This window comes from Rhizobium sp. BR 250 (assembly GCF_047445855.1).
Classification (GTDB): domain Bacteria; phylum Pseudomonadota; class Alphaproteobacteria; order Rhizobiales; family Rhizobiaceae; genus Agrobacterium; species Agrobacterium tumefaciens_I.
Window position 1 is genome coordinate 101190 of the sequence record NZ_JARWKW010000008.1, and the last position, 22889, is coordinate 124078.

The following is a 22889-nucleotide window of genomic DNA, read 5'->3' on the forward strand; positions in this document are numbered from 1 at the left end:
CCCTTACGCGAACAAAGCGGCGCGTTCGTGGCGTGGGTTCAGTATTTCGGAGGAAACGCCGGGAGGATGCCCCCGGCGTCTCTTTTTTTTAGGCCACAAGACCCTTGGTCAGTTCCAGCGCCTGCCGTTCGAACAGCCGGCGATAGATGCCGTCATGGAGCCGGATCAGCGCCTGATGGTCACCCTCTTCGACAATCCTGCCCTTGTCGAACACCAGCAGCCGGTCGAGCGCCCGGACCGTGGAAAGCCGGTGAGCGATGACGAGCGTGGTGCGGCCATCCATCAGCCGTTCCATCGCCTGCTGGATCTGCACTTCGCTTTCGCTGTCGAGGCTCGATGTCGCCTCGTCGAGGATCAGCACCGGCGCATCCGCCAGGAAGGCACGGGCAATGGCGACACGCTGGCGCTCGCCGCCCGACAGCTTGACACCACGTTCGCCCACCATGGTCTCATATCCCTTGGGAAGGGACATGATGAAATCATGGGCGCTCGCCTGTTTCGCCGCCTGCTCGATCTCACGACGCGAGGCATCCGGCCGGCCATAGGCGATGTTTTCCGCCAGCGTGCGGTGGAACAGGATGGGTTCCTGCTGCACGATGGCGATCTGGCCGCGCAGGCTCGCCTGCGTGACATCGGCGATGTTCTGCCCGTCGATGCGGATCGCCCCCGCCTTTATGTCGTAAAGGCGCTGGATGAGCTTGACGAAGGTCGTCTTGCCCGAACCGGAATGACCGACCAGACCCACGCGCTCGCCCGGCTTGATGGTGACCGAGAAGTCCTCATAAAGCGGGGTTGCATGCGCACCATACTGGAAGGTGACGTGATCGAAGACGATCTCGCCCTTGCCGATATTGATCCGCTTCGCGTCCGGCCTGTCTTCGACACCCAGCGGCATCTTGTCGAGCAGCACCAGCTCTTCCATGTCGTTGACGGCGCGCTGCAGGTTGCGGATATCCTGACCCACATCGCGCAGATAACCCTGCAACACGAAGAACATCGCCAGCACGAAGGTGATGTCGCCGGGGGTCGCCAGACCCTTCTGCCACATGATGAGGCCGGTGCCGAGGATGCCCGCCTGCATCGACACCATCATGAAGCTCTGGATCGTGCCGTTCAGCGTGCCGCGTTTCCAGGTCCTGCGCGTCCGGTTGTCCCATTTCACCAGAACATGGCCGAGCCGCTCTTCTTCGCGGGTTTCAGCACCGAAGGCCTTGACCACCGCGTTGCAGCTGATCGCATCCGCCAGTGCCCCGCCAAGCCGGGTATCCCAGGCATTGGCAAGCCGTGCCGCCGGCGACACATACCCCATCGAAAGCCCGACGGTGACGCCGATATAGATCAGCGAGCCGAGGCCGACGATCAGACCCATGACCGGCCAGTAACTGCCAAGCACGATGGTGGCGCCCACCAGCATGACGATGGATGGCAGGAGTGCGACGAGCAGCAGGTCGTTGAGCGAATCCAGCGCCCACATGCCACGCGTGATCTTGCGCACCGTCGAGCCGGCAAAGCTGTTGGCGTGCCAGTCGGTGGAGAAACGCTGCACCTTGTGGAAGCCGTTATTGGTGACATCCGCCATGGTCTTCAGCGTCAGCCGGATGATGCCGTTGAAGATGAACCAGCGCAGCACAACGCTGGTGAGGCCGAGCGCCACCACGATGACGAAGGCGCGCAGCGCTGCATCGCCGCCATTGGCATCTCCGTTGCCTCCGGCAATCGCATCGACGATCTGGCCGGAAAAGACCGGCACCATGACTTCGGCGAGCGTGCTGGCAACCACCAGCACGATGATGAAACCAACGAGCGCCTTTCGGTGGCTCCAATGGTTGAAAACAAAGCCGAGCACATGGCGATAGGCATCGGCGCGGAAATCGAGCTTCTTGCTTGACATTTTAACCAGCCCGGCGCCCAAAAGCAGGACGACCGGTCCTCAAAACGGAAGTTGGATGGCACAGCCCGGGCGGGAAGACAAAATGATCCCGTCAGATCAATCGGGCTATGGGGGGAAAACAAAACCGCATGTCGGGCGCGCATAAGGCGGGCCGCGAATGGATATGACCTAGTGTCTGGTCATTCCCTGCGGGAGGGTTTTGATGAATGCTGATGTCATGCAACGCCTCCCTTGTTCGATCTGACGCGGTGATGAATTTGTAGCTGAGCCGCTCGACCTTGCCAAGCGGATTTTTGCAACCTTATGGCAAGTGATGCGGAAACGACACAGCGGCTGGCGCCGCAGCAATGATCGTGGCCGATACCGATGGGGACCCGGCCACGATTTTTTTTGGGTGTCAAAACCGGATTTACCGATCCTGATCAGTCCATCTGCACATTGGCGGCCTTGACGACGGGTCCCCACTTGGCGATTTCCGCCGCGACGTGGGTTTTCAGCTCATCCGGCGAGGAGGCGACGATCTTGGCGCTGAAATCGGCCATGCGTGCGGCGACACCCGCATCCGCAAGCGCCTTCTTGGCGGCGGCGTTCAGCTTGTCGACCACATCGGCCGGCGTACCGGCGGGCGCAAAGAGCGCGTTCCAGGTGTAGGTTTCGTAACCCGGTACGGTTTCGGCAATCGTCGGCAGATCCGGGAAGGACGAAGCCCGCTCCTTGGTGGTGACGCCAAGTGCCCGCAGGGTGCCGGATTTTATATGTCCGGACGAGGACGGCAGATTGTCGAACATGATGGATATCTGGTTGCCGAGAAGATCGTTGAGCGCCGGGCCTGCGCCCTTATAGGGCACATGCTGCATGCTGACGCCCGCCATGCTCTTGAACAGTTCGCCGGAAAGATGCAGCGGCGTGCCATTGCCGGAAGAGGCATAGGCATATTTGTCGGGCTCGGCCTTCAAAAGCGCGATCAGCTCCGCGACGCTGTTGACGTTGAGTTTCGGATTGACCACCAGCACATTCGGAACCACGACAAGCAGCGAAACCGGCGTGAAATCCTTTTCCGGATCATAGGGTTTCGTCTTGAGAATGAGCGGGTTGAGCGCATGGGTGGCAACGGTGCCCATCAGGATCGTATAGCCGTCCGGCTCGGCACGGGCCACCCGGTCGGCGCCAAGATTGCCGCCCGCGCCAGCGACGTTTTCAACCACGATCTGCTGGCCGAGTTCATCACCCATCTTCTGTGCGATGACACGCGCGACCACATCCGTGGAGCCGCCCGCCGCGAAAGGAACGACCAGCGTGATCGTTCGATCGGGAAAACCCGCGGCACTCGCAGCCGTTCCCATCATGCCAAAAGACACCGCCGCAGCGGCAAGTTTCAACACGGTGCGCCGTTTTGAAGACCGGTAAATCATGAACCCTCCTTATACATGGCCTCCTCGCCATGGGCGCATAGTAGCTCAAATGCACCTCAGGGCAACCCGCCGGGGACCGGACGTCCCGGCAGGCCCCAAGACAGGAAAAACCCGTCAGGCCTTCATGCGCTCTTCGACGACCCGCCAGTTGACCAGCCTGTCGAGCACGGCGCGGATATGCTCCGTCTTGCGGTTTTCATAATCGAGGTAATAGGCGTGTTCCCATATATCGATGCCGAGATAGGCCGGGCGGCCGACCGCGACCGGGTTGTTGCCGTCCTCATATCCGACCAGCGCGAGCCTGTTGTCATCATCCCGCGTCAGCCACACCCAGCCGGTGCCGAACACCGTATCGGAAACATCGACCGCACGCTTGATGAAACCGTCATAATCGCCAAAGGTCTCGTTTACGGCAGCTGCAAGTTCGCCCGTCGGCCGGTTCGGCCCGCCTGGAATGAATTGGTCCCAATAGGCGACGTGGTTCCAGGCCTGCGCGGCATTGTTGAAGATTTTGACATCCGCCGCCGCCTTCGATCTGGCGGCCTCCGTCACGATCTCGGCCAGCTCCATGTCGGCATAACGGGTGCCGGCCGCAAGCGTGTTCAGCTTGTCGAAATAGGCCTTGTGGTGTTTTCCATAATGCAGGCCGACCGTTCTTGCCGAAATGACCGGCGCCAGATCGGCCTCGGCAAAGGGAAGTTTCGGCTGCGCCAGAGGCAGCGCGGCGCGTGCGACATGTGGCCGGGGAAAGATTGCAACGGCGGCAGTTGCCGCACCGGCGGTGAGAATGGTGCGTCTGGTGATGTCCATCATATCCTCCTTGGGACGGTGATATGGGACTAACCCGAAACTGCGGCCCGGGTTTCCTCAGGCCGAATGCAATTTTGCCGCAGGCCGTGGTGACCTCGTCAGGCACCCTGTGTCCACGGGCGTGATGATGAGGCTACCGCATAAAAGAAAGGCCCTCCCGGCTGGAGAGGGCCCTGTCCGATCAATATCGATAATAATCGCGACGGTCGCGGTAATCCCGGTAGTCCCGACGATCCCGCCATTCGCGCCATTCCCGTCTCGCCTGGCGTTCCCGCCATTCCCGGCGGCCTTCCCAGCGATCGCGGCGGTCCCAGCCGCGCTCGTAACGGGGCGGGCCATTCGGACGGCAATAACCGCGGGGTGACAGGTGAAAGCCGCGTCCGCAGGCATAATCCACCTTTTGAACGTGGGATACCGAAGGTGTGGACGACTGGCCAAGTGGCATGGCGTTCGCGCCGGTGCCGAACAGGGCGCCGAAGATCAGTCCGGCGGTTAAAATCATCTTGCGCATCTTATTTCCCTCCTTGTGGGATGCGGGGATTTAGCGCCACGCCGGGTGAACTGTGGCTGAATGAATCGTGATCTTTTCGTGGCAACGCCTGTGCGGCGGAGCCGTGCAGGCCACGCGGTATTTACCGGTGCAAGCAAACAGGAAAGGGAGAACCCGACGGATGGAATCGCGTCGAAGACTACTGGAGACAGATGAAGGGCAAGGTACGGCCGTCAGGGCTGGTAAGCTGAAACCCCGCCTCAGCAGGGTTTTTCTTTGCCTCGATTTTTTCTCAGCTGGCCACGGCAAGAACGAGTGCGATGACAAGCAGCAAAGGTCCCATCCATTTGAAGTGACGAACGACGGGCGGTTGGCTGTCCGTATTTTTCGACAATGGCAGATAACCAAAGCCGACACATGTCATCCACAGGCCGGCGCAAAACATGATGAATTCGTCAATATAAGCCGCGATCAACGCTTCCCTCCCCTGCTGCAATTCGGCTACCTGCCCGTCGGGCTCGCGGACAATCATTCAGACCGAATCGGATGCGCGGCCTCGATGCGGTAGCAGACGCAATATATGCGATATTCGATTTTTCTCCGCAAAAATCGCAATGAAGCCGACCCAACAATGCCGGGGTACATTCTCTTTTCCTCTTATCCGCCTGAAGGTTTGCAGCCGTGCCCATCCGCATCGGCCGTCACGAAAGCGTTATAGAAAGGCATTAGAACCGCCGCCGACCGCCAAAAAATGCACAGCTGTGCAACGACCGGTCAGCGCCTCTCCCACCGCTTCCAGAGGGTCAGCGCTCAGAGTTCACTCGCGCCGAAAACATCGGAGACATAGATGAAACGCCGCACCTTTATGATGTCCGCCGCAGGCGCCGCCGCCGGTCTCGCCCTCGCGCCCCGCATGAGCTTTGCCGCGCCGGGCACGATCGACTGGTACACCAGCTCGGATACCAATATCCTCGATTTCTGGTCCAACACGATCAAGCCCGCTTTCGAAGCCGCCAATCCCGGCCTCAAGCTCAATCTCGTCGATGCCGGCGACGGCGCCGGCATCATCGCCATCGGTGAGCGCGCCATCGCCGCAAAACAGACGGGCACCGATCCGCAGGCCGATTATTTCGAAACGGCCGATCCGCTGCTGCCCGCCGGCGCCATCGATGCCGGCATCTATGTGAACATGGCGAAGGCCGGCCTTTCCAACTATTCGCGCGTCAACCCGCTCGCCATCCGCAGCGAATACAGCCTGCCCTATCGCGGCAGCCAGGTTCTGCTCGCTTATGACACCAGCAAGCTCAAGCCGGCGGATGCACCGAAGACCTGGGATGAACTCGTCAAATGGATCAAGGCCAATCCCGGCCAGTTCGTTTACAACCGTCCCGACAAGGGCGGCTCCGGCGGCAACTTCGTCCGCCGCGCCATCCATCAGGCCAACGGTCTCGATCCCAAGGCCTTCACGGTCGACAACTACACCCAGGAAACCGGTGACAAGGCTCTTGGCAAGGCATGGGCGCTGCTGAACGACATCGCCCCGTCGCTTTATGACAAGGGCGCATACTCCTCGGGCAATACGCAGTCGCTGCAGCTTCTTTCCCAGGGCGTCGTCACCATGACCCCGGTCTGGTCCGATCAGGTGCTGAAGGCCATCGATCAGGGCGTTCTGCCGAAGGAAACCGGCCTCGTCCAGCTTCAGGATCTGGCGCTTTGTGGTGATTTCTCGCGCGCCGTAGTGCTGGCGAACGGCGCCAATCGCGACGCTGCCTTGAAGCTCGCCAATTTCGTGCTGTCGGAAGAAATTCAGGGCGCCATCCTCACCGAACTGGGCGGTTTCCCCGGCGTTTCCTGGGACCATGTATCGGCCGATCTGCGCAAGCGCTTCGCCGACATCATCCCGCAAACCATTCCGACCTTCCCGGCCGGTAAATGGGAAACCGCCATCAATGATGGCTGGTATCGCAACGTCGCCCCGAACGTCGACCGCAAGTCGTGACCGAGGTTGCGGAAGGAGCGGTCCGCCCGCTCATCGACAATACGGCAGGCAGGAAGCCAATCGGTCTCCTGCTTGTCGCCATTCCCGTTTTCCTGATGATCTGGCTCGTCATCTGGCCGGCCATCAACGCCATCGGCCGCACCGTCTGGCGCAAGGGTGCCGACGGTCAATCGAGTTTCGATCTGTCGAGCTATGTTTTCTTCTTCTCGGACCGCTACAGCCTCGACAATCTCGCCGTCACGCTCTGGACCACGCTGGTCTGCGCGGCGCTTCTGCTGGTGATCTGCCTGCCGATCGCGCTTTATCTCCGCTTTTCGCAGGGCCGTCTGCCGGCCTATGTGCAGGCGCTGGCGATCTTTCCGATGTTCGTGCCCTCCATCATCCTCGCCTTCGCCTTCATCCGCGTTCTGGGGCCGAACGGCATGGTGGATATATTGCTCAATGCGGTCCATCTGCCGAAGATCCGCACACCCTATCTCACGCCCTGGGGACCGGTGATCGGCCTTGTGTGGGACAATATTCCGCTGACCGTGCTGATCCTGCTCGCGGGGCTCGGCAGTGTCGCCAACCAGTCGGTGGAGGCCGCGCGCGACGTGGGGGCGAATGCCCTTCAGGTCTTCCGGCATATCATCCTGCCGCGCATTTCCAACTCCATCCTCGTTGCGCTGTCCTTTTCGGTGCTCGGCATTTTTTCCTCCTTCACCCTGCCCTATCTGCTTGGACCGGCATCTCCCGAAATGATCGGCCCCTTCATGCAGCGCACGCTGCGCGATGTGCAGGACCCCATTGGCGCCATGACCCAGGCCGTCATCGCTTTTGGTTTCTGCATCGCATTCGGCCTGTTCTACGTGCGCTCGGTCGCGCGCAATCAGGGGAAATGACATGACGACCCTTATCCCGGCGCGACCGCGCATGGACTGGCCCGGCATCTTCTTTGCCACGCTTCTCACACTCGTCATCGTCGGGCCGCTGCTCGTTGTAGGCACCTGGGCCTTCACCGAGGTCTGGCGTTTTCCGAACGTCATCCCGCAGCAATTCGGTTTCCGCTTCTGGGGCCAGACCCTGGGGCGCGCCGATGTCTGGAATGCCCTGATGCTGAGCCTGCAGCTTACTACGGTGGTGACCCTGCTTTCGGCGCTCATCTGCCTCCCGGCCGCCTATGCCTTTGCGCGCATGAGCTTTCCCGGCCGCAATCTCCTGTTCTTCTCGTTCCTTGCCGGCCATGCCTTCCCGAAATTCGGGCTGCTGGTGGCGATTGCCGCCATTTTCCTGCAGCTCAACCTTATCGGCACGTTCTGGGGCGTTATCCTGATCCAGCTTGTTGGCACGCTGATGTTCATGATCTGGATTCCGGTCGCCGCCTTCCAGGCCGTCGACCGGCGCATGGAAGAGGCGGCCCGCGATGTCGGCGCGAGCCCGCTGCGGGTCTTCTGGTCCGTGACCCTGCCGCAGGCGGGACCGACCATCGCCGCCGCCCTGCTCCTGAGCTTCGTCAGCACATTTTATGAAACCGAAGGCGCCTGGCTCATCGGCGCACCGGGCATCCGCACGATGCCGGTGCTGATGATCAGCTACATCAACAACCAGATGGTCATCCAGTATGGCGCGGTTCTTTCTGTCCTGCTCTGGGTGCCCTCCTTCATTGCCCTCATGTTCGCCCGCCGCGTCATCGGCGGCGGCGCATTCGCCCGCGGCTTCGGCGGTTAGGAAATCAGCATGTCCGTACTTCACATCCGCCAGGTCACGAAAACCTTCACCGGCGGCACCAAGGCAGTCGACAGTTTTTCGCTCGATGTCACCGATGGCGAACTCGTCTGCCTTCTCGGCCCTTCCGGTTCGGGCAAATCGACGCTGCTGCGCATGGTCGGCGGTTTCGAGCAACCGACGGGCGGGCAGATCACCATCGACGGGGAGGACGTCACGCATCTGCCGCCGGAGCGACGGCCGACCGGCATGGTGTTCCAGAGCCACGCACTCTGGAGCCATATGAACGTCTTCAATAACCTCGCCTTCGGCCTCAAGCTGCGCCGGATACCCGCTGCCGTCATCAGGGAGAAGGTGGAGGCCGTGCTCGATCTCGTCGGGCTTTCCGGTTATGGCGAACGCGCCACCAGCCAGCTTTCCGGCGGCCAGCAGCAGCGTGTGGCACTCGCCCGCTCGCTGGTTCTCGAACCGAAAATCCTCCTGCTCGACGAACCCTTCGCCAGCCTTGACCAGCATCTGCGCGAGCGCCTGCGGGAAGAGGTGCGCGATATCCAGCAGCGTCTCGGCATCACCACGCTGTTCGTTACCCACGGTCAGGACGAGGCGCTTTCCATGGCCGACCGCATCGTCGTCATGGCCAATGGCAAGACCGAGCAGATCGACCGGCCCAATGTCATCTATCGCGAACCGCAGACGCCTTTCGTCGCCGGCTTCATCGGCACCATGAACCTGATGGAAGGCGCGGTTTCGGACGGCAACTTCATGCGCGCCGACTTCGCGCTGCCGCTTCCCGTTTCCGACGGGCCGACCGTGCTTGCGATCCGCCCGGAAGCAATCGACCTGACGGCATCCGAAACGCCGCAGGCGCATGTGCACCGGGTCACGGACTATGGCACCCATGGCCTTGTCGATCTCGACCTTGCCGATGGCACGCGGATCAAATCCATGGTTGCCCATCCGGATCTGTTCCGGGCCGGACAGGGAGTGCGCATCATGCCCCGCGCCGTCACGGCCTATCGCGACAACCGTCCCATCTACCGGAGCTGACATGACCCAGCCGATCTTCATCGAACGCGATGGCCACAGGACGTGGCTGAAATGGCACCGCGCCCGCCGCCGCGCGGCGGATCCGGTCTTCACCGGCGAGCGCATCATCGAGGCGATGCGCGTTGGCGCAAGCATCGAAGTCGATCTCGTCATTCATGCCGACCATGGCTGCGCCGTGCTGCACGATCTCAGCCTCGAACGCGAAACCACCGGCACCGGCAGGGTGCGAGACACCTCCGCCGCCACGCTGCGCCAGCTTCACCTGCGCGACAATGAAGGCCAGCCGATCGCTTCGAAGGTGATGTTGCTCGAAGACCTCTGCGCCCTGCTCGCGGAAGGCGTCGTGCATCCCGGCGCCCTGTTGCAGCTCGATTTCAAGGAAGACCGACAGGCGCTCACCCCGCAAATCGTCGCCGGCTTCGGGGCGAGCGTTTCGCCCATAGCGGGTTCGATGATCCTGTCGGGCGGCGACTTCGACGCCATCGCCATGCTGGCGGGCTCCGCCCGCGGCCTGCGCACGGGATACGATCCCTGCCATCGCAACACGCTCGCCGAGCTGCAGGCAAGTGGCAACTATCTTGGCTTCATCGAAGAGGCGCTTGCCACGGCACCCGAGGCGGGGATGATCTACCTCGCTTATGACATCGTGCTTGCCGCCGAGGATGCGGGCATCGATATCATCGCTCCGATCCATGCCGCCGACCGCCGTATCGACGCCTGGACGATCAACAGCGTCACGCCGCAATCCATTGAGGCGATCGAGCGCCTTCTGCGGCTCAAGGTCGACCAGATCACTACCGATGACCCGGAAGGACTCGCAGAGGTTTTCACCCGATGACCATCAGTTACAGCAGCATTCTCGACCATATGGTCGCCACCGCCCGCGAGGCCGGCGCATTGACGCTCGACCATTTCAGGCGCTTCCGCGATATCGAGATCGGCGTCAAGGGACCGGGGGATTTCGTTTCCGATGCCGACAGGGATTCCGAGACGCTGATCCGTGACCGCCTGCTCGGGCAATATCCCTGGGGGCTGACCGGTGAGGAATTCGCACCCGTCGACGGTTCGGACCGGGATCATCGCTGGCTGGTCGACCCGATCGACGGCACCACCAATTTCATCTACGGCCAGCACTATACCATCGCCATCGCCCTGCGCCGCGGCAATGAAACCATCTGCGGACTGGTCTATAATCCCGTCTCCGACGAGATGTTCACCGCAATCAAGGGCGACGGCGCCTATCTCAATGGCGAGCGCCTGCGGGTCAGCGCCAGCACCGATGTCGCCCTGATGTGTGTCGGCACCGGCCTGCCCACACCCAACCTGTCGCTTTATCCCGGCGCCTATCAGCGTCTCGACGATATTCGTGCGCCCATCGGCGCGGTTCGCGTGGTCGGCAGCGCCGCCAATTCCTGCACTTACGTGGCCTGCGGCCGGCTGACCGGCTATTACGAGGAAACCGGCTTCGTCGATACGGCGGGCGGCATCCTGCTGGTTCAGGAAGCCGGCGGTATCGTCACCGACTGGTGGGGCCGCGGACCGGAGTTTTATGAGAAGACCGGCACGCTGATCGTCGCCAATGCCGCGACCCATGCCTATCTTATGGAGCACCTGCGCGGCGTTCCGCCCAAGAACCCCGCATAGCTTCGGAACATCCGCGCCGCCGCAATCGTCTCAGGCCACCTGCACCAGGTGGCCGGGCGACACGGTCCTGTAGCTTCGCGTCGGTGTTTCATATCCCATTGCCCGTATCGGGCTCTTCAGCTCGTCATTGGATATGCCGCGCCTCACCCCACGCCTTGCCGGATCCGGCACCGGCACCGCCGCCATCAGCTTTTTCGTATAGGCATGCTGCGGATTGTCGAAGACGGCGGCACGCGGGCCGATTTCCACGATCTCGCCAAGATACATCACGGCGACACGATGGCTGACACGCTCCACCACCGCCATGTCATGGGAAATGAACAGGAAGGCGAGGTTGAGGCTCTGCTGCAGGTCCAGCAGCAGGTTGCAGACCTGCGCCTTGATCGACACATCGAGCGCCGACACGCTTTCATCGGCAACGATGACCTTCGGATCGAGCGCAAGCGCGCGGGCAATCGCGATGCGCTGGCGCTGGCCACCGGAAAATTCGTGCGGATAGCGGCTGGCCATATCGGCGGAGAGGCCGACCTTTTCCAGAAGATCGGCGGTCTTTTCCTTCGCCTGCTTCGTGCTGCCCAGCTTGTGCTTGATGAAGGGTTCGGAAATTGCCGTGCCCACCGTCATGCGCGGATTAAGCGAGGAGAACGGGTCCTGAAAGATCATCTGCACGGATTTGCGCATGGTGCGCAGGCCGACCGTATCGAGCCGCATAACATCATAGCCGTCGAGCGACACATCGCCAGAAGACGGCTCCACAAGGCGCATGATAGAGCGTCCGGTGGTGGATTTTCCGCAGCCGGATTCACCGACCAGCGACAGCGTTTCTCCCTGAAAGAGATCGAAGGAGACGTTTTCAACGGCATGAACTGCGCCCGTCCGGCGTGCCAGAAGCCCGGAGCGGATGGGAAAGCGCGTGACGAGGTTCTTGACCGAAAGAACCGGCGTCTGTCCGCTCGCAACAGTCTCGGCCACCTCCTGAGGCTCGGTTGAAAGGCCGGTCTTCATATCGAGGACAGGAAACCGCGTCGGCCATTGCCGGTCACGCATGGAGCCGAGCCTCGGCACAGCCGAAAGCAGCGCCCGCGTATAGGGGTGCTTGCCGCGCCGGAAGATGTCCTCGGTCGGTCCGGTCTCGACCGCATCACCGCGATACATCACGATCGTCCGGTCGGCGATTTCGGCCACCACGCCCATGTCGTGGGTAATGAAGAGAACCGACATGCCCTCCTCTTCCTGCAGCAGTTTGATGAGATTGAGGATCTGGCCCTGAATGGTGACGTCGAGCGCCGTCGTCGGTTCGTCGGCGATGAGCAGCTTTGGCCGCGAGGCCAGCGCCATGGCGATCATCACCCGCTGGCGCATGCCACCGGAAAACTGATGCGGATATTCATCAAAACGGCTCGCCGCATTGGGAATGCGCACCTTTTCCAGAAGCCGCACCGTCTCCGCCCGCGCCTCCAGCTTCGAAAGCCCCTTGTGGCGAATGAGAACTTCCGAAATCTGACGGCCGATGGTGAAGATCGGATTGAGCGAGGTCATCGGCTCCTGAAAGATCATCGAGACATCGTTGCCGCGCACGCCACGCATGTCCTTTTCGGAAAGCGAAAGCAGATTGCGACCGTTGAGCAGCACTTCCCCTTCTATCCGGCTGGAGGCCGGGGCAAGCAGGCGCATCAGGGACAGCGAGGTGACCGACTTGCCGGAACCGGATTCACCGACAATGGCAACGGTTTCGCCGGGCGCAACATCGAAGGAGACGTTGCGCACGACGCTTTTCCACACGCCGTCGACAAGGAACGAGGTGGTGAGGTTACGGACGGACAGGACTGGTGTTGTCTCCATGGTCTCACCGCCCCACCGCATAGGCCTGCATCAGCCGCGGTGTCGCGGCGGCACGCAGCAGGCCGTCGGCATCGCGGCGGGCGGCGGTGAGCCGCCCGACCGACCAGCCATCGGCAACCGTGACCCGGTGGCCGCGACGGCGAAGCGCCTCGAGTGTTGCCTCGCCCACCGTGCCTTCCACCGTGATTTCGCCCGGCGAACTGGTGCGTGGATAAAACGAACCCGGAAAATGCGCGGTGTGGAACAGCGGCATGTCAATGGCCGCCTGCAGGTTCTTGCCGTGATGCGCATAACGCAGGAAAAAGGGCAGCTGCCACTGATCCTGCTGATCGCCGCCCGGCGTGCCAAAGACCATCGAGGGGCGACCCTGATGCAGCGCGAGCGAGGGCGTCAGCGTGGTGCGCGGGCGTTTGCCCGGCGCAAGCGAGGTCGGCAGGCCTTCCTTCAGCCAGAACATCTGGGCGCGCGAGTTGAGAGCAAAACCGAGACCCGGCACGATGGGCGAGGATTGCAGCCAGCCGCCTGACGGCGTGGTGGAAACCATGTTGCCCCAGCGGTCGATGACATCGATATGCACGGTGTCACCGCGCTTTTCCGTCAGATGCGACATGGTCGGCTCGTAGACGGTGCCCTTGCCGCTCATCTCGGCCAGCATGGCCATGGTGGCGTCCACCTGCTTTTCGTAACCCGGCACGGTGCCGGGGCGCAACTCCAGCGAGGCCTCGCTACCGATCAGCGCGCGGCGTCCGGCATTATAGCCTTCAGAGAGAAGATATTCGGTGGGTATCTGGCCAAATTCAGGATCGCCGTAATAGACCTCGCGGTCGGCAAAGGCGAGCTTCATGGCTTCAACGATGGTGTGGATGAAATCGGGACCGGACGGGTCCATGGCCGCAATATCGAAGCCCTTCAGAAGTGCGAGCGATTGTAAGAGAACCGGGCCCTGTCCCCAGGCGGGCGTCTTGGCAATCGTCCAGTCGTGATAGTCAAGCGTCTGCGGTGCTTCGACGGTTGCGCTCCACCCGGCCATATCCTGCGCCATCAGCACGCCCTTGTGGCGTGCGCCGCTGGCATCCATAACCTCCGCCGACCTTACGTAACTGTCGATAGCTTCCGCAACGAACCCCCGATAGAAGGCATCGCGTGCCGCCTCGATCTGGTTCTCGCGGCCGGAACGCGCCTCGGCTTCGGTGATGATCCGCTGATAGGTCGCGGCCAGAACCGGGTTGCGGAAATTGGCGTGAGGCTCGGGCGCGGCGCCACCCGGCAGCCATGTCTCGTATGATGTCGGCCATTCCTTCTCGAAGAAATCGGCCAGCCCCTTGATGGTGGCGGAGACACGCGGCAACGTCGGATGCCCATGTTCGGCATAATAGATGGCGGGCTCCAGCACCTCGCGCACGCTCATCGTGCCATAATCGCGCAACATCAGCATCCAGCCGTCGAAGGCGCCGGGAATGACAGTGGCGAGCAGCCCGTTGCCGGGGATCAGCTTCAGCCCTTCAGCGGTGTAATGTTCAATCGTGGCGCCGCTTGGGGCCGGCCCCTGTGCGCAGATGACTTCCACCTTGTCCTTCTGCTTCGAATAAAACACGGCCGGCATATCTCCGCCCGGACCGCAGAGATGCGGCTCGACAATCTGGAGGACAAAACCGGTGGCGACAGCGGCATCAAAAGCATTGCCGCCCTTCTCGAGGATCGCCATACCAACGGCCGACGCGATCCAGTGCGTTGAGGTGACGACGCCGAAGGTGCCAAGGATTTCAGGGCGTGTGGTGAATTCAGTCATTCCGATATTCCTTGTAAAAAATCATGCTTCGCGCGGATCGAGCGCATCGCGCAGGCCATCGCCCAGAAGATTGAAACCGATGACGACGAGGAAGATGGCGATGCCGGGCCACATCGTCATCCATGGCGCCTGGCTCAGGAAATTCTTCGCGGTGTTCAGCATTGAACCCCAGGAGGGCGCCGGCGCCTGCTGGCCGAGACCGAGGAAGGAAAGGCTCGCCTCCGCGATGATAGCGGTCGCCACCGTCAGCGTCGCCTGCACGATGATGGGGGCAAAGACATTCGGCAGGATGTAACGGGTCATGATATCGATATGGTTGAGGCCGATGGACCTTGCGCCTTCGACATAATCCTCCATCTTGACGGCGAGCACCTGCCCGCGCGTCAGCCGCACGAAGATCGGCATGGCGGAAAGGCCGATGGCGATCATCGCATTGGTAAGGCTCGGGCCGAGGAAGGCCGCAAGTGCGATCGCCATGATCAGGAAGGGCATGGCGAGCAGCGCTTCGGTGATGCGGGAGATGACCATATCCACCCAGCCGCCGAAATAACCGGAAATCAGGCCGAAGGGCACGCCGATCACCACCGCGATCATCACGGAGACGACGCCGGCCATCAGCGAGGCGCGGGCGCCATAGATCATGCGCGAGAGAATATCGCGACCGAGGTCATCCGTGCCGAGCCAGTGGGCAGCCGACGGCGCCTTGCGGATGGCGGACCAGCTGGTCGCAACCGGGTCGGCAATCGGCAGGATCGGTGCGGCGATGGCAAGCACGGCGAAAAACAGCACGATGACCATGCCGACAAGCGCCGATTTGTTGCGCTTCATTTTTTTCCAGGCGCGGCTTTCCTGCCGTGTCGTCGGTATGGATAAATTTTGATCGAGAACGGTCATGATATCAGCCTCAGATCGTCGCCCTGAGGCGGGGGTTGAGCAGGACATAGGCAATGTCGGCCAGAAGGTTCATGAGGATGAAACCGACGGCGGTGCAGAGAACGATGCCTTGCACGACGGCGTAGTCCCGCGTGAACACCGCATCGACCGTCATCTTGCCGAAGCCGGGAATGGTGAATATCTGCTCCGTCAGGACGGCGCCGGCCAGCAACTCGCCGAAGAGCAGCGCCAGCAGCGTGATGACCGGCAGAAGCGCGTTGCGGAAACTGTGCGACAGGATGATTTCGCGCGGCGAAAGCCCCTTGGCGCGGGCGGTGCGGATATAATCGGAACTCAAGACCGCCACCATGGCCGAACGTGTATGACGCATCAGCGTTGCCGCAAGCGCATTGCCCAGCACGAAGGCCGGCATGATCATGGTTTCGATGGAACGGACAGGGTCGACGAAGATCGATTCGTAACCGGATGCCGGCAGCCAGCCAAGCTTCACCGACACCAGCAGGATCAGCATGATACCGAGCCAGAAATTCGGGATGGACAGGCCGGAAAGCGCCACGATATTGGCCGTATAATCAATCCACGTATTCTTCTTCACGGCGGCCAGGATGCCGATGGGAATTCCGATGACCATGGCAAAGAACATCGCCATGACAGCCAGCTGAATGGTGACCGGCAGCTTCTGGCCGATCAGTTCCAGCACCGGCTGGTTGGTGCGCAGCGAAATGCCGAAATCACCCGTCACCACACCACCCAGCCAGTTGAGATATTGAAGCGGAACGGGGTCGTTGAGGCGATATTTCTCGCGCAGGAATTCAATCGTCGCGGGATCGCGTTCCTCGCCCGCCATGGCAAGAACCGGATCGCCCGGCAGGAGTTTCTGCAGGGAAAAAACGAAGATGGAAATGATGAGAAGCGTCGGGATCGCGACCAGCAGTCGCTTGCCGATATAAACAGGCATGGCATTGCCCCCGTTTGGGTCCGGTCTTGGCGGCCGCACGGCAAACCGTGCGGCCTATGCGAAGCGATCAGTCCTTGGAAACGCCGAGAAGGCGGATCATGCCGTCAGGCGACGGCGCCCAGCCCTTGACCTTGTTGGAAATGGCATAGGCATAGGGCTGGTGGCCGAGATAGATGATCGGCATGTCATCGTTGAGGATGACGCTTGCGGCATCGTATTTTTCCTTGCGGACCGCATCTTCGGTCGAGGCGCGGGCCTCGTTCAGCAGCTTGTCGACCTCGGGATTGCAATATTTCACGTCGTTGATGCCGCCTTTGCAGGTGACGAACTGGTGCAGGTTGCCATCCGGATCGATACGCCCCGACCAGTCGGAACGGCTGAGCTGGTAATTGCCAGCCGTCTGCTCGGACAGAAGCGTGGCAAATTCGGTCGCCTTCAGGGTGACGTTGAAACCGGCCTCGGCCACCATGGACTGGATGACCTGCATCATCTGCGTCTGCGTGGTGTTGTTGGCGTGCTGAAGCTCGACATCGAGCGTCTCGTAACCCGCCTCCTTCATCAGTTGCTTGGCCTTGTCGATATCACGCGGCGGCACGGCCAGGTTCTGGTCGAACCAGGGGCTTGTGGGCGGGAAAGCCTGATTGCCGGCCTTGGACGTGCCTTCGAAAACGATCTGGCCGATCGCCTCGCGGTCGATCGCATAAGAGAATGCCTGACGCAGGCGCTTGTCCTTGCCGAGCGGATTATCCGCACGCGCGCCATTGTTGATGTTGACATACATGGCCATGTAACCCGGCCCGATCACATCGGCATAGGTCAGCTTGGCGTCGTTCCTGACGGATTCCGCATCTGACGCCGAAATGCGTTCGGCGATATCGAGATCGCCTGCGCGAAGGTTCGCAAGCTTCACGGTTGTATCTGGGATCGGCAGATAGACAACCTTGTCGACGAGGACCTTGTCCTTGTCCCAATAATCAGCGAATTTCTCGAGCACGATACGGTCCTGTTGGATACGCTCGACAAATTTGAACGGCCCGGCGCAAACCGGTTTCGAACCAAAATTCGCGCCCAGTTCCTTGGCCGCTTTGGGTTCAACGATCATGCCGGCGCGGTCGGAAAGCTGCGCCAGCAGGGTAACGTCAGGCGTCTTCAGCGTGAATTTCACCTCCAGCGGTCCCGTCGCCTCAACCTTCTCGACCGAGGAGAGTTCGCTTTTGCGGCGCGATTCCGGCAGCGTCATGTTGCGCTCGATGGTCGCGACCACGGCAGTCGCATCAAGCGTCTCGCCATTGTGGAACTTGACGCCATCGCGGATTTTCATGGTCAGCACCTTGCCGCCTTCGGACCATGCCCATTCGGTGGCGAGCTGGGGCACGATCTTCATGTCCTGCGAGATATCCACCAGCTTGTCGCACATGGCGGTGTAGACGATGCGGCCGACGAAGGTGCGCGATTGCGCGGGGTCGAGCACATCGGCATCGTCGTTGAGGCCGATGCGCAATTCGGACGATAGCGCCGGCGAGGAGAGCAATGCGCTGGCGAGCAGCGCCGCAGTCAGTGTCTGGATTTTCTTCATGTTCGTTCCTCTGGTCTGGTTATTTTGACTTTTTGTCATTGGCCTCCCCTTTACGGGACGACAGTTTTCATCCGTGGCCTCAAGAGGCCTCGGTCAGCGAATTATCGGCCTCGGCCGCATTGCCCTCCCCGGTGCCTTCCTCCAGAAAGCCGAGCGAGGTGGCGCGGATCAGCCGTTCCTGATGCATGAGAAGATGTTGGCGCATGGCTTCACCGGCGCGTGCCGGATCACGGTCGGCGATGGCTTCGACAATGGCCATATGCTGTTCGAAAGATGCCCTGCCATTCGTGCCGCTGCGCCGGGCAAGCTCACGGATCGACTGCCATGCATCGTCCTGGCGAATGCGGTTGACGACATCGAAGATCGACAGGAAGAGCTTGTTGCCGGCACTCTGGGCGATCTGGCGATGGAGCGAGCCATCCCATAATTCCTTGGCGTCGGCATCCGTGCTCTGGCCGGTCTTTTCGACAAGGGCGCGCATGCGCTCCACCTCGGCCGGCTTGGCGCGCATGGCCGCAAGCTGCGCCAGCTGTGGCTCGATGCGCAGGCGCACTTCCATGATTTCCATGAAATCCGTGCCGGCAACCAGTTCCGTGACCTGGGCGGACCAATCGTCCGGTTTTTCACCCACAAAGGTTCCAGCCCCCTGCCGCCGCCATATCAGGCCTTCGGCTTCCAGAACCTCCAGCGCGCGGCGGGTCGACCGGCGGCCAACGTTAAAACTCTCCGCAAAGGCCCGCTCCGTCGGCAAACGCCCATCCCTGTCGAGATGATTCGTCTGAATATAGTCGCGCAACCGCGCTAAGGCGTAGTTGGAATTGTCGTTAGGGCCTGCTGCCACACCGCACCATTTGTCTGAACCAATCTGATATTGGTTCATTTGGTGAGAAATTTTCGCCGACGTCAAGCGCATTTTTGAGCTACAATTTTTGACGCTCAAAATATGGGCAGACGGCGTTTTTTTGAATGTGAAGACAGGCGGCAGGGGCATGGCGCTCTCGCCTCCCTGCTCGCCCTCAAGAGCCGATGGAAAGCCGGATGCGCCCTGACAGATGCTCGCCGGGCGCGACGATCCTGACACCAAACGCTTCCCGCTGCGTCTCCGGCAGACCGAGCGCTCCGGCCACCATGGAAACCGGCTCGAGGCAAAGATAGCGGTCCATACGGTGGACGGCCAGATGGCTGAAAACGGGATCGGCCTCGATCAACAGCGAAAACCTGTCAAATTGGAGATGCACATTTGACCAGTCGGTGTAATGCAGCGTGTATCCTGTCGCCGCGGGAATGGCGGTGGTTTGGCGAGGGATTGCGGGCTGGCCCGTCGGCACGTTCTGCGCGTCCAGCGGATATTGCAGCCTTGCATCCGTGTGCGCGTTGCAGCCAAGTCCGGCAGCCAGATAGGGGTGCCAGCCGAGCGCCATGGGCGCGGGCACATCCGAGAGATTGGTGATCGACAGACCAACGGTGAGGCCGCCGTCTTCAAGCAGAAAGGACTGCTCAGCGCGGAAGGGAAAAGGCCATTCTCCATCAGCCTCATAGTGGAGTACCAGCCCAACCCGATCGGAAGCCAGATCGGAAATCTCCCACGGCCGGCGGTGCGCAGGCCCATGCATGGCATCCGGCGCAAGAGCTGGATGTGGCAGCAGGTCATGGCGGATGCCCGCATGAACGAAGGAGCCGCCATAAAGCCGGTTGTGATAAGGAAACAGCGGGTATGCGCCGGCGCGCGGCCAGTTGAGCGGCTCGAAACCGCCCTCGCCCGTCGGCACCAGAATATCGCCGTGGTCCGCATGGTGCAGATGCGTCATCCTGCCACCCCATGCGGGGCGCAGGCGGGCCGAAAGCGGCCCGCAGGCAATCGCAACCGTCTCAGGCAAAGGCATAGGAGCCGTCAGGCCGTTTCGGCACCCGTCTCTGCCAATGAATGTAGCCATCCTCCTGCATGGCTTTTTCATCCATCTCGACACCCCAGCCGGGACGATCCGGCCTCAGTTCCAGATATCCGTCCTTCGGCAGATAGGGGTCGACGACATAACGGGTTTCATCCTCGCGTTTTTCAAGATCTGTGCCGCCATAGACGTAGCATTGCCCTTTTGGCAGCCGGTATTCGAGAATACGGAAATTCTGCTGGGCAGCGGAAAAATGCACGTTGACGGCGGTGGCGAGCGGCCCCATCGGGTTATGCGGCGCGATGCTGACGAAGTGGGCTTCCGCAAGCGTGGCAATGCGGCGCATCTCCGAAATGCCGCCGACGACGCAGATATCAGGCTGGATGATATCCGCACCTTTTACCTGAAGAAGGCGCAGGAACTCATTGCGATGATAGAGACTTTCACCGGTAGCGAGCGTGCAGTTCAGCCCCTGTTTCAGGTCTCCCCACATCTCGATGTTTTCGGGGCGCAAAGGCTCCTCGAAGAACAGCGGATCGTAAGGGGCAAGCGCGTTGCCAAGCTGGCGGGCGGCGGCGGGCTCGAAAATCTTGGCATGGGCGTCGAAGGCGATATCGTAGTCAGGTCGCACGGTTTCACGCAGCGAGCGGAAATATTCGGCCGAACTGCGCACCACCTCACCCCAGCGATGCGCGTGGATATCGAGGCGCCACGGGCTGAGCTTGAAGGCCGTGAAGCCCCAATCCTCATTCAGCCGGTCGAACTCTTCCTTTGCCGCCGGTGCATCCGGCGCCGTATAGACGCCGGCATAGACTTTGATACGATCGCGAACTTCGCCGCCCAGCAGCTTGTAGACCGGCACCCCCGCCGCCTTGGCAGCAAGGTCCCAGAGGCAATGGTCTAACGCCGAGATGGCCGAAAGGCCAAGCGCGCCGGGCGGAAAGCGGTTCTGTTGGAGAAGAAGATTGTAGAGATATTCAACCCGTGTCGGGTCCTGCCCGGCAAGGAAGCCGTAGAGGTAATCCAGCAACGGCGGCAAGGCGAGATCAGGGCCGTGATTGTAACATTCGCCCCAGCCGGTCAAACCGTCATCGGTATCGAGAGCGACGACAACGCGGGGACGGTCCTTGTCGCGGGTGACGAATACCCGCATGCGATCGATTTTCATGCTTCAGTCTTCCTCATGAATTGCAGGATGCAACGGCCGCGATATTATCGGGCCGCAACCCCGTTCTTGATCTCGGATGGCTCGACATAACGGAACCTTCGGGTGCGATCCCGGTCGCGTGGATCCGGGCGCGGAATGGCGGAAAGAAGCGCCTGCGTATAGGGATGGTCCGGCGCGTTGCAGACCTTTTCGGCATCTCCCACTTCTACCAGCTTGCCGCGATACATCACCCCGACGCGGTCACACATGTAGCGGATGACGCCGATGTCGTGGCTGATGAAGATATAAGCGAGCCCCAGCTCGTCCTGCAGCCGCATGAGCAGATCCAGCACCTGGAATCGCACCGAAACATCGAGCGCCGAGGTTGCCTCATCCGCCACGATGATGCGCGGCTTCAGCGTGATGGCGCGGGCGATGCCGATGCGCTGGCGCTGGCCGCCGGAAAAAGCGTGTGGGTAACGTTCACGCCCGGTCGGATCCAGCCCCACCTGCTCCATCAGGGCGCAGACGCGTTCATCCAGTTCCCTGCCCCTGGCAATGCCGTTGACCAGCAACGGTTCGCCGATGACCTGCGCCACCGTCATGCGTGGATTGAGTGAGCCGAAGGGGTCCTGAAACACCATGCGCAATTCGCGCCGTGCGGCTTTCAGCTCGGCACCTTCGATTTTGGCCAGATCAACCACGCTGCCGTCCGCCCGGCGATAGAGCATCGCGCCGCCGGTCGGATCGTAGAGACGCATGATGGAGCGGCCCATCGTGGTCTTGCCGGAGCCGCTTTCGCCGACGATGCCGAGCGTCTCGCCGGGCAGCAGCTTGATCGAGACGCCATCCAGCGCCTTCATCTCGCCGAAATGCATGGAAAGGTCGTTCACTTCGAGCACAGGCGCTACCGCAAGATCGAGCGGAGGCCGCGCAAGCCGGATTTCCGCCTTCTGCTCCAGCTTCAGCACGGAGCCGATCAACATGCGGGTATAGGGGTCCTGCGGGCTGTGGAATATCTCATCAACGGTGCCATATTCCTTGGCGACGCCGTGATGCATGACCAGCACGTCATCGGCAATCTGCGCCACCACTCCCATATCGTGGGTGATGAACAGCACGGCCATGCCATGCGCCTTTTGCAGCCGCGATATCAGGTCGAGGATTTCGGCCTGTGTCGTCACATCAAGCGCCGTCGTCGGTTCGTCGGCGATCAACAGTTGCGGTTTGCAGGCGAGCGCCATGGCGATCATGGCGCGCTGGCGCATGCCGCCGGAATACTGGAAGGCATAACGATCCAGTGCCTTTTCAGGATTGGGGATTTCCACCTGCCGCAACAGCTCGATGGCCTCGGCCCGCGCCTGTGCCTTGCTCATCTTCAGATGCAGGCGCAGGACTTCGGTGATCTGGTCACCAACGGTGTGCACGGGTGAAAGCGACGACATCGGCTCCTGAAAGATCATCGCGATGTCAGCGCCGCGCACCGAGCGGATGGCCCGGCTGCGCGGATCGAGCTTTGCCAGATCCAAAGAGGTGCCGTCGGCGCGGTTGAGGACGATCGATCCGGACGCGATCCGGCCGGGGCTGTCGATGATCTGCAGGATGGAGCGGGCGGTGACGGATTTGCCGGAGCCGCTTTCGCCGACGACGCAGAGCGTCTTGCCGGGATCGATGGAAAAGGACAGATCGTTGACCGCCCGGAAAACGCCGTTCCTCACCGGAAATTCGGTGACCAGATTGCGCACTTCGAGCAGCGGCTTGGCTGGCTTCATGGAGAGAATATCGCTCATCCGGGGC

Annotated in this window: 20 protein-coding genes; 6 read left to right on the top strand and 14 right to left on the bottom strand. The window is 61.3% G+C overall.

What is annotated here, in order from left to right; genetic code table 11:
* Positions 1-88: 88 nt before the first annotated feature.
* From QD336_RS14585 to QD336_RS14605, 5 genes are all read right to left on the bottom strand, one after another.
* Positions 89-1891, bottom strand: coding sequence for an ABC transporter ATP-binding protein (locus tag QD336_RS14585; RefSeq protein WP_499171155.1), 1803 nt, complete (start codon positions 1889-1891; stop codon positions 89-91).
* Between the two features lie 422 nt (positions 1892-2313).
* The gene (locus QD336_RS14590; RefSeq protein WP_499171156.1) at positions 2314-3303 is read right to left on the bottom strand and encodes a Bug family tripartite tricarboxylate transporter substrate binding protein; all 990 of its coding nucleotides are present in this window, start codon (positions 3301-3303) and stop codon (positions 2314-2316) included.
* A gap of 114 nt (positions 3304-3417) precedes the next feature.
* The gene (locus QD336_RS14595) at positions 3418-4113 is read right to left on the bottom strand and encodes a superoxide dismutase (protein WP_499171157.1); all 696 of its coding nucleotides are present in this window, start codon (positions 4111-4113) and stop codon (positions 3418-3420) included.
* A 181-nt stretch (positions 4114-4294) separates the two neighbouring features.
* Complete coding sequence (locus tag QD336_RS14600; RefSeq protein ID WP_499171158.1) at positions 4295-4624, bottom strand: GCG_CRPN prefix-to-repeats domain-containing protein; 330 nt, start codon at positions 4622-4624, stop codon at positions 4295-4297.
* Between the two features lie 271 nt (positions 4625-4895).
* Entirely contained in the window at positions 4896-5078 is a 183-nt protein-coding gene (locus QD336_RS14605; RefSeq protein WP_269343432.1) for a hypothetical protein, read from the bottom strand.
* Positions 5079-5450: 372 nt separating this feature from the next.
* Here QD336_RS14605 and QD336_RS14610 point away from each other — a divergent pair, with 372 nt between their 5' ends.
* From QD336_RS14610 to QD336_RS14635, 6 genes are read left to right on the top strand one after another with little or no spacing between them, the layout of a single operon-like run.
* A complete protein-coding gene (locus QD336_RS14610; protein WP_269343430.1) occupies positions 5451-6602 on the top strand; it encodes an extracellular solute-binding protein in 1152 nt (383 codons plus the stop codon).
* Complete coding sequence (locus QD336_RS14615) at positions 6599-7483, top strand: ABC transporter permease (RefSeq protein WP_499171159.1); 885 nt, start codon at positions 6599-6601, stop codon at positions 7481-7483. The genes QD336_RS14610 and QD336_RS14615 overlap by 4 nt, the downstream gene beginning before the upstream one ends.
* A 1-nt stretch (position 7484) precedes the next feature.
* Entirely contained in the window at positions 7485-8309 is an 825-nt protein-coding gene (locus QD336_RS14620; protein ID WP_499171160.1) for an ABC transporter permease, read from the top strand.
* Between the two features lie 9 nt (positions 8310-8318).
* Positions 8319-9353 carry an ABC transporter ATP-binding protein gene (locus QD336_RS14625; RefSeq protein WP_499171161.1) on the top strand — a complete coding sequence of 345 codons (1035 nt, stop codon included), beginning with the start codon at positions 8319-8321 and terminating at the stop codon, positions 9351-9353.
* 1 nt (position 9354) lies between these two features.
* Positions 9355-10191: a glycerophosphodiester phosphodiesterase gene (locus QD336_RS14630; protein WP_499171162.1), complete on the top strand. Its 837-nt coding sequence runs from the start codon at positions 9355-9357 to the stop codon at positions 10189-10191.
* Positions 10188-10997 carry an inositol monophosphatase family protein gene (locus QD336_RS14635; protein ID WP_499171163.1) on the top strand — a complete coding sequence of 270 codons (810 nt, stop codon included), beginning with the start codon at positions 10188-10190 and terminating at the stop codon, positions 10995-10997. Before QD336_RS14630 ends, QD336_RS14635 begins: the two co-directional genes overlap by 4 nt.
* 30 nt (positions 10998-11027) lie before the next feature.
* On the opposite strand, the gene QD336_RS14640 is transcribed toward QD336_RS14635, so the two are convergent.
* The 9 genes from QD336_RS14640 to QD336_RS14680 form a co-directional block, all read right to left on the bottom strand.
* Positions 11028-12839: an ABC transporter ATP-binding protein gene (locus tag QD336_RS14640; RefSeq protein ID WP_499171164.1), complete on the bottom strand. Its 1812-nt coding sequence runs from the start codon at positions 12837-12839 to the stop codon at positions 11028-11030.
* A 4-nt stretch (positions 12840-12843) separates the two neighbouring features.
* The gene (locus QD336_RS14645) at positions 12844-14628 is read right to left on the bottom strand and encodes a gamma-glutamyltransferase family protein (protein WP_499171165.1); all 1785 of its coding nucleotides are present in this window, start codon (positions 14626-14628) and stop codon (positions 12844-12846) included.
* 21 nt (positions 14629-14649) lie between these two features.
* Positions 14650-15522 carry an ABC transporter permease gene (locus tag QD336_RS14650; protein WP_269343415.1) on the bottom strand — a complete coding sequence of 291 codons (873 nt, stop codon included), beginning with the start codon at positions 15520-15522 and terminating at the stop codon, positions 14650-14652.
* Between the two features lie 10 nt (positions 15523-15532).
* Positions 15533-16480, bottom strand: coding sequence for an ABC transporter permease (locus QD336_RS14655; RefSeq protein ID WP_006311351.1), 948 nt, complete (start codon positions 16478-16480; stop codon positions 15533-15535).
* 67 nt (positions 16481-16547) lie between these two features.
* Entirely contained in the window at positions 16548-18056 is a 1509-nt protein-coding gene (locus QD336_RS14660; RefSeq protein WP_499171166.1) for an ABC transporter substrate-binding protein, read from the bottom strand.
* 79 nt (positions 18057-18135) lie between these two features.
* Entirely contained in the window at positions 18136-18936 is an 801-nt protein-coding gene (locus tag QD336_RS14665) for a FadR/GntR family transcriptional regulator (RefSeq protein ID WP_499171167.1), read from the bottom strand.
* A gap of 136 nt (positions 18937-19072) precedes the next feature.
* A complete protein-coding gene (locus QD336_RS14670) occupies positions 19073-19939 on the bottom strand; it encodes an aldose epimerase family protein (RefSeq protein ID WP_499171168.1) in 867 nt (288 codons plus the stop codon).
* On the bottom strand, positions 19926-21113 hold the full coding sequence (locus QD336_RS14675) for a galactarate dehydratase (RefSeq protein ID WP_499171169.1): 1188 nt from the start codon (positions 21111-21113) through the stop codon (positions 19926-19928). The genes QD336_RS14670 and QD336_RS14675 overlap by 14 nt, the downstream gene beginning before the upstream one ends.
* A gap of 44 nt (positions 21114-21157) precedes the next feature.
* Positions 21158-22882: an ABC transporter ATP-binding protein gene (locus QD336_RS14680; protein ID WP_499171170.1), complete on the bottom strand. Its 1725-nt coding sequence runs from the start codon at positions 22880-22882 to the stop codon at positions 21158-21160.
* Positions 22883-22889 lie beyond the last annotated feature (7 nt).

What these genes read in the sequence shown, in the direction of transcription:
- QD336_RS14620 (WP_499171160.1), top strand. Translation starts at nt 7,485, where the DNA reads ATGACGACCCTTATCCCGGCGCGACCGCGCATGGACTGGCCCGGCATC.
- QD336_RS14640 (WP_499171164.1), bottom strand. Translation starts at nt 12,839, where the DNA reads ATGGAGACAACACCAGTCCTGTCCGTCCGTAACCTCACCACCTCGTTC.
- QD336_RS14675 (WP_499171169.1), bottom strand. Translation starts at nt 21,113, where the DNA reads ATGAAAATCGATCGCATGCGGGTATTCGTCACCCGCGACAAGGACCGT.
- QD336_RS14665 (WP_499171167.1), bottom strand. Translation starts at nt 18,936, where the DNA reads ATGAACCAATATCAGATTGGTTCAGACAAATGGTGCGGTGTGGCAGCA.
- QD336_RS14635 (WP_499171163.1), top strand. Translation starts at nt 10,188, where the DNA reads ATGACCATCAGTTACAGCAGCATTCTCGACCATATGGTCGCCACCGCC.
- QD336_RS14625 (WP_499171161.1), top strand. Translation starts at nt 8,319, where the DNA reads ATGTCCGTACTTCACATCCGCCAGGTCACGAAAACCTTCACCGGCGGC.
- QD336_RS14680 (WP_499171170.1), bottom strand. Translation starts at nt 22,882, where the DNA reads ATGAGCGATATTCTCTCCATGAAGCCAGCCAAGCCGCTGCTCGAAGTG.
- QD336_RS14670 (WP_499171168.1), bottom strand. Translation starts at nt 19,939, where the DNA reads ATGCCTTTGCCTGAGACGGTTGCGATTGCCTGCGGGCCGCTTTCGGCC.
- QD336_RS14610 (WP_269343430.1), top strand. Translation starts at nt 5,451, where the DNA reads ATGAAACGCCGCACCTTTATGATGTCCGCCGCAGGCGCCGCCGCCGGT.
- QD336_RS14655 (WP_006311351.1), bottom strand. Translation starts at nt 16,480, where the DNA reads ATGCCTGTTTATATCGGCAAGCGACTGCTGGTCGCGATCCCGACGCTT.
- QD336_RS14595 (WP_499171157.1), bottom strand. Translation starts at nt 4,113, where the DNA reads ATGGACATCACCAGACGCACCATTCTCACCGCCGGTGCGGCAACTGCC.
- QD336_RS14660 (WP_499171166.1), bottom strand. Translation starts at nt 18,056, where the DNA reads ATGAAGAAAATCCAGACACTGACTGCGGCGCTGCTCGCCAGCGCATTG.
- QD336_RS14590 (WP_499171156.1), bottom strand. Translation starts at nt 3,303, where the DNA reads ATGATTTACCGGTCTTCAAAACGGCGCACCGTGTTGAAACTTGCCGCT.
- QD336_RS14650 (WP_269343415.1), bottom strand. Translation starts at nt 15,522, where the DNA reads ATGACCGTTCTCGATCAAAATTTATCCATACCGACGACACGGCAGGAA.
- QD336_RS14645 (WP_499171165.1), bottom strand. Translation starts at nt 14,628, where the DNA reads ATGACTGAATTCACCACACGCCCTGAAATCCTTGGCACCTTCGGCGTC.
- QD336_RS14585 (WP_499171155.1), bottom strand. Translation starts at nt 1,891, where the DNA reads ATGTCAAGCAAGAAGCTCGATTTCCGCGCCGATGCCTATCGCCATGTG.
- QD336_RS14630 (WP_499171162.1), top strand. Translation starts at nt 9,355, where the DNA reads ATGACCCAGCCGATCTTCATCGAACGCGATGGCCACAGGACGTGGCTG.
- QD336_RS14600 (WP_499171158.1), bottom strand. Translation starts at nt 4,624, where the DNA reads ATGCGCAAGATGATTTTAACCGCCGGACTGATCTTCGGCGCCCTGTTC.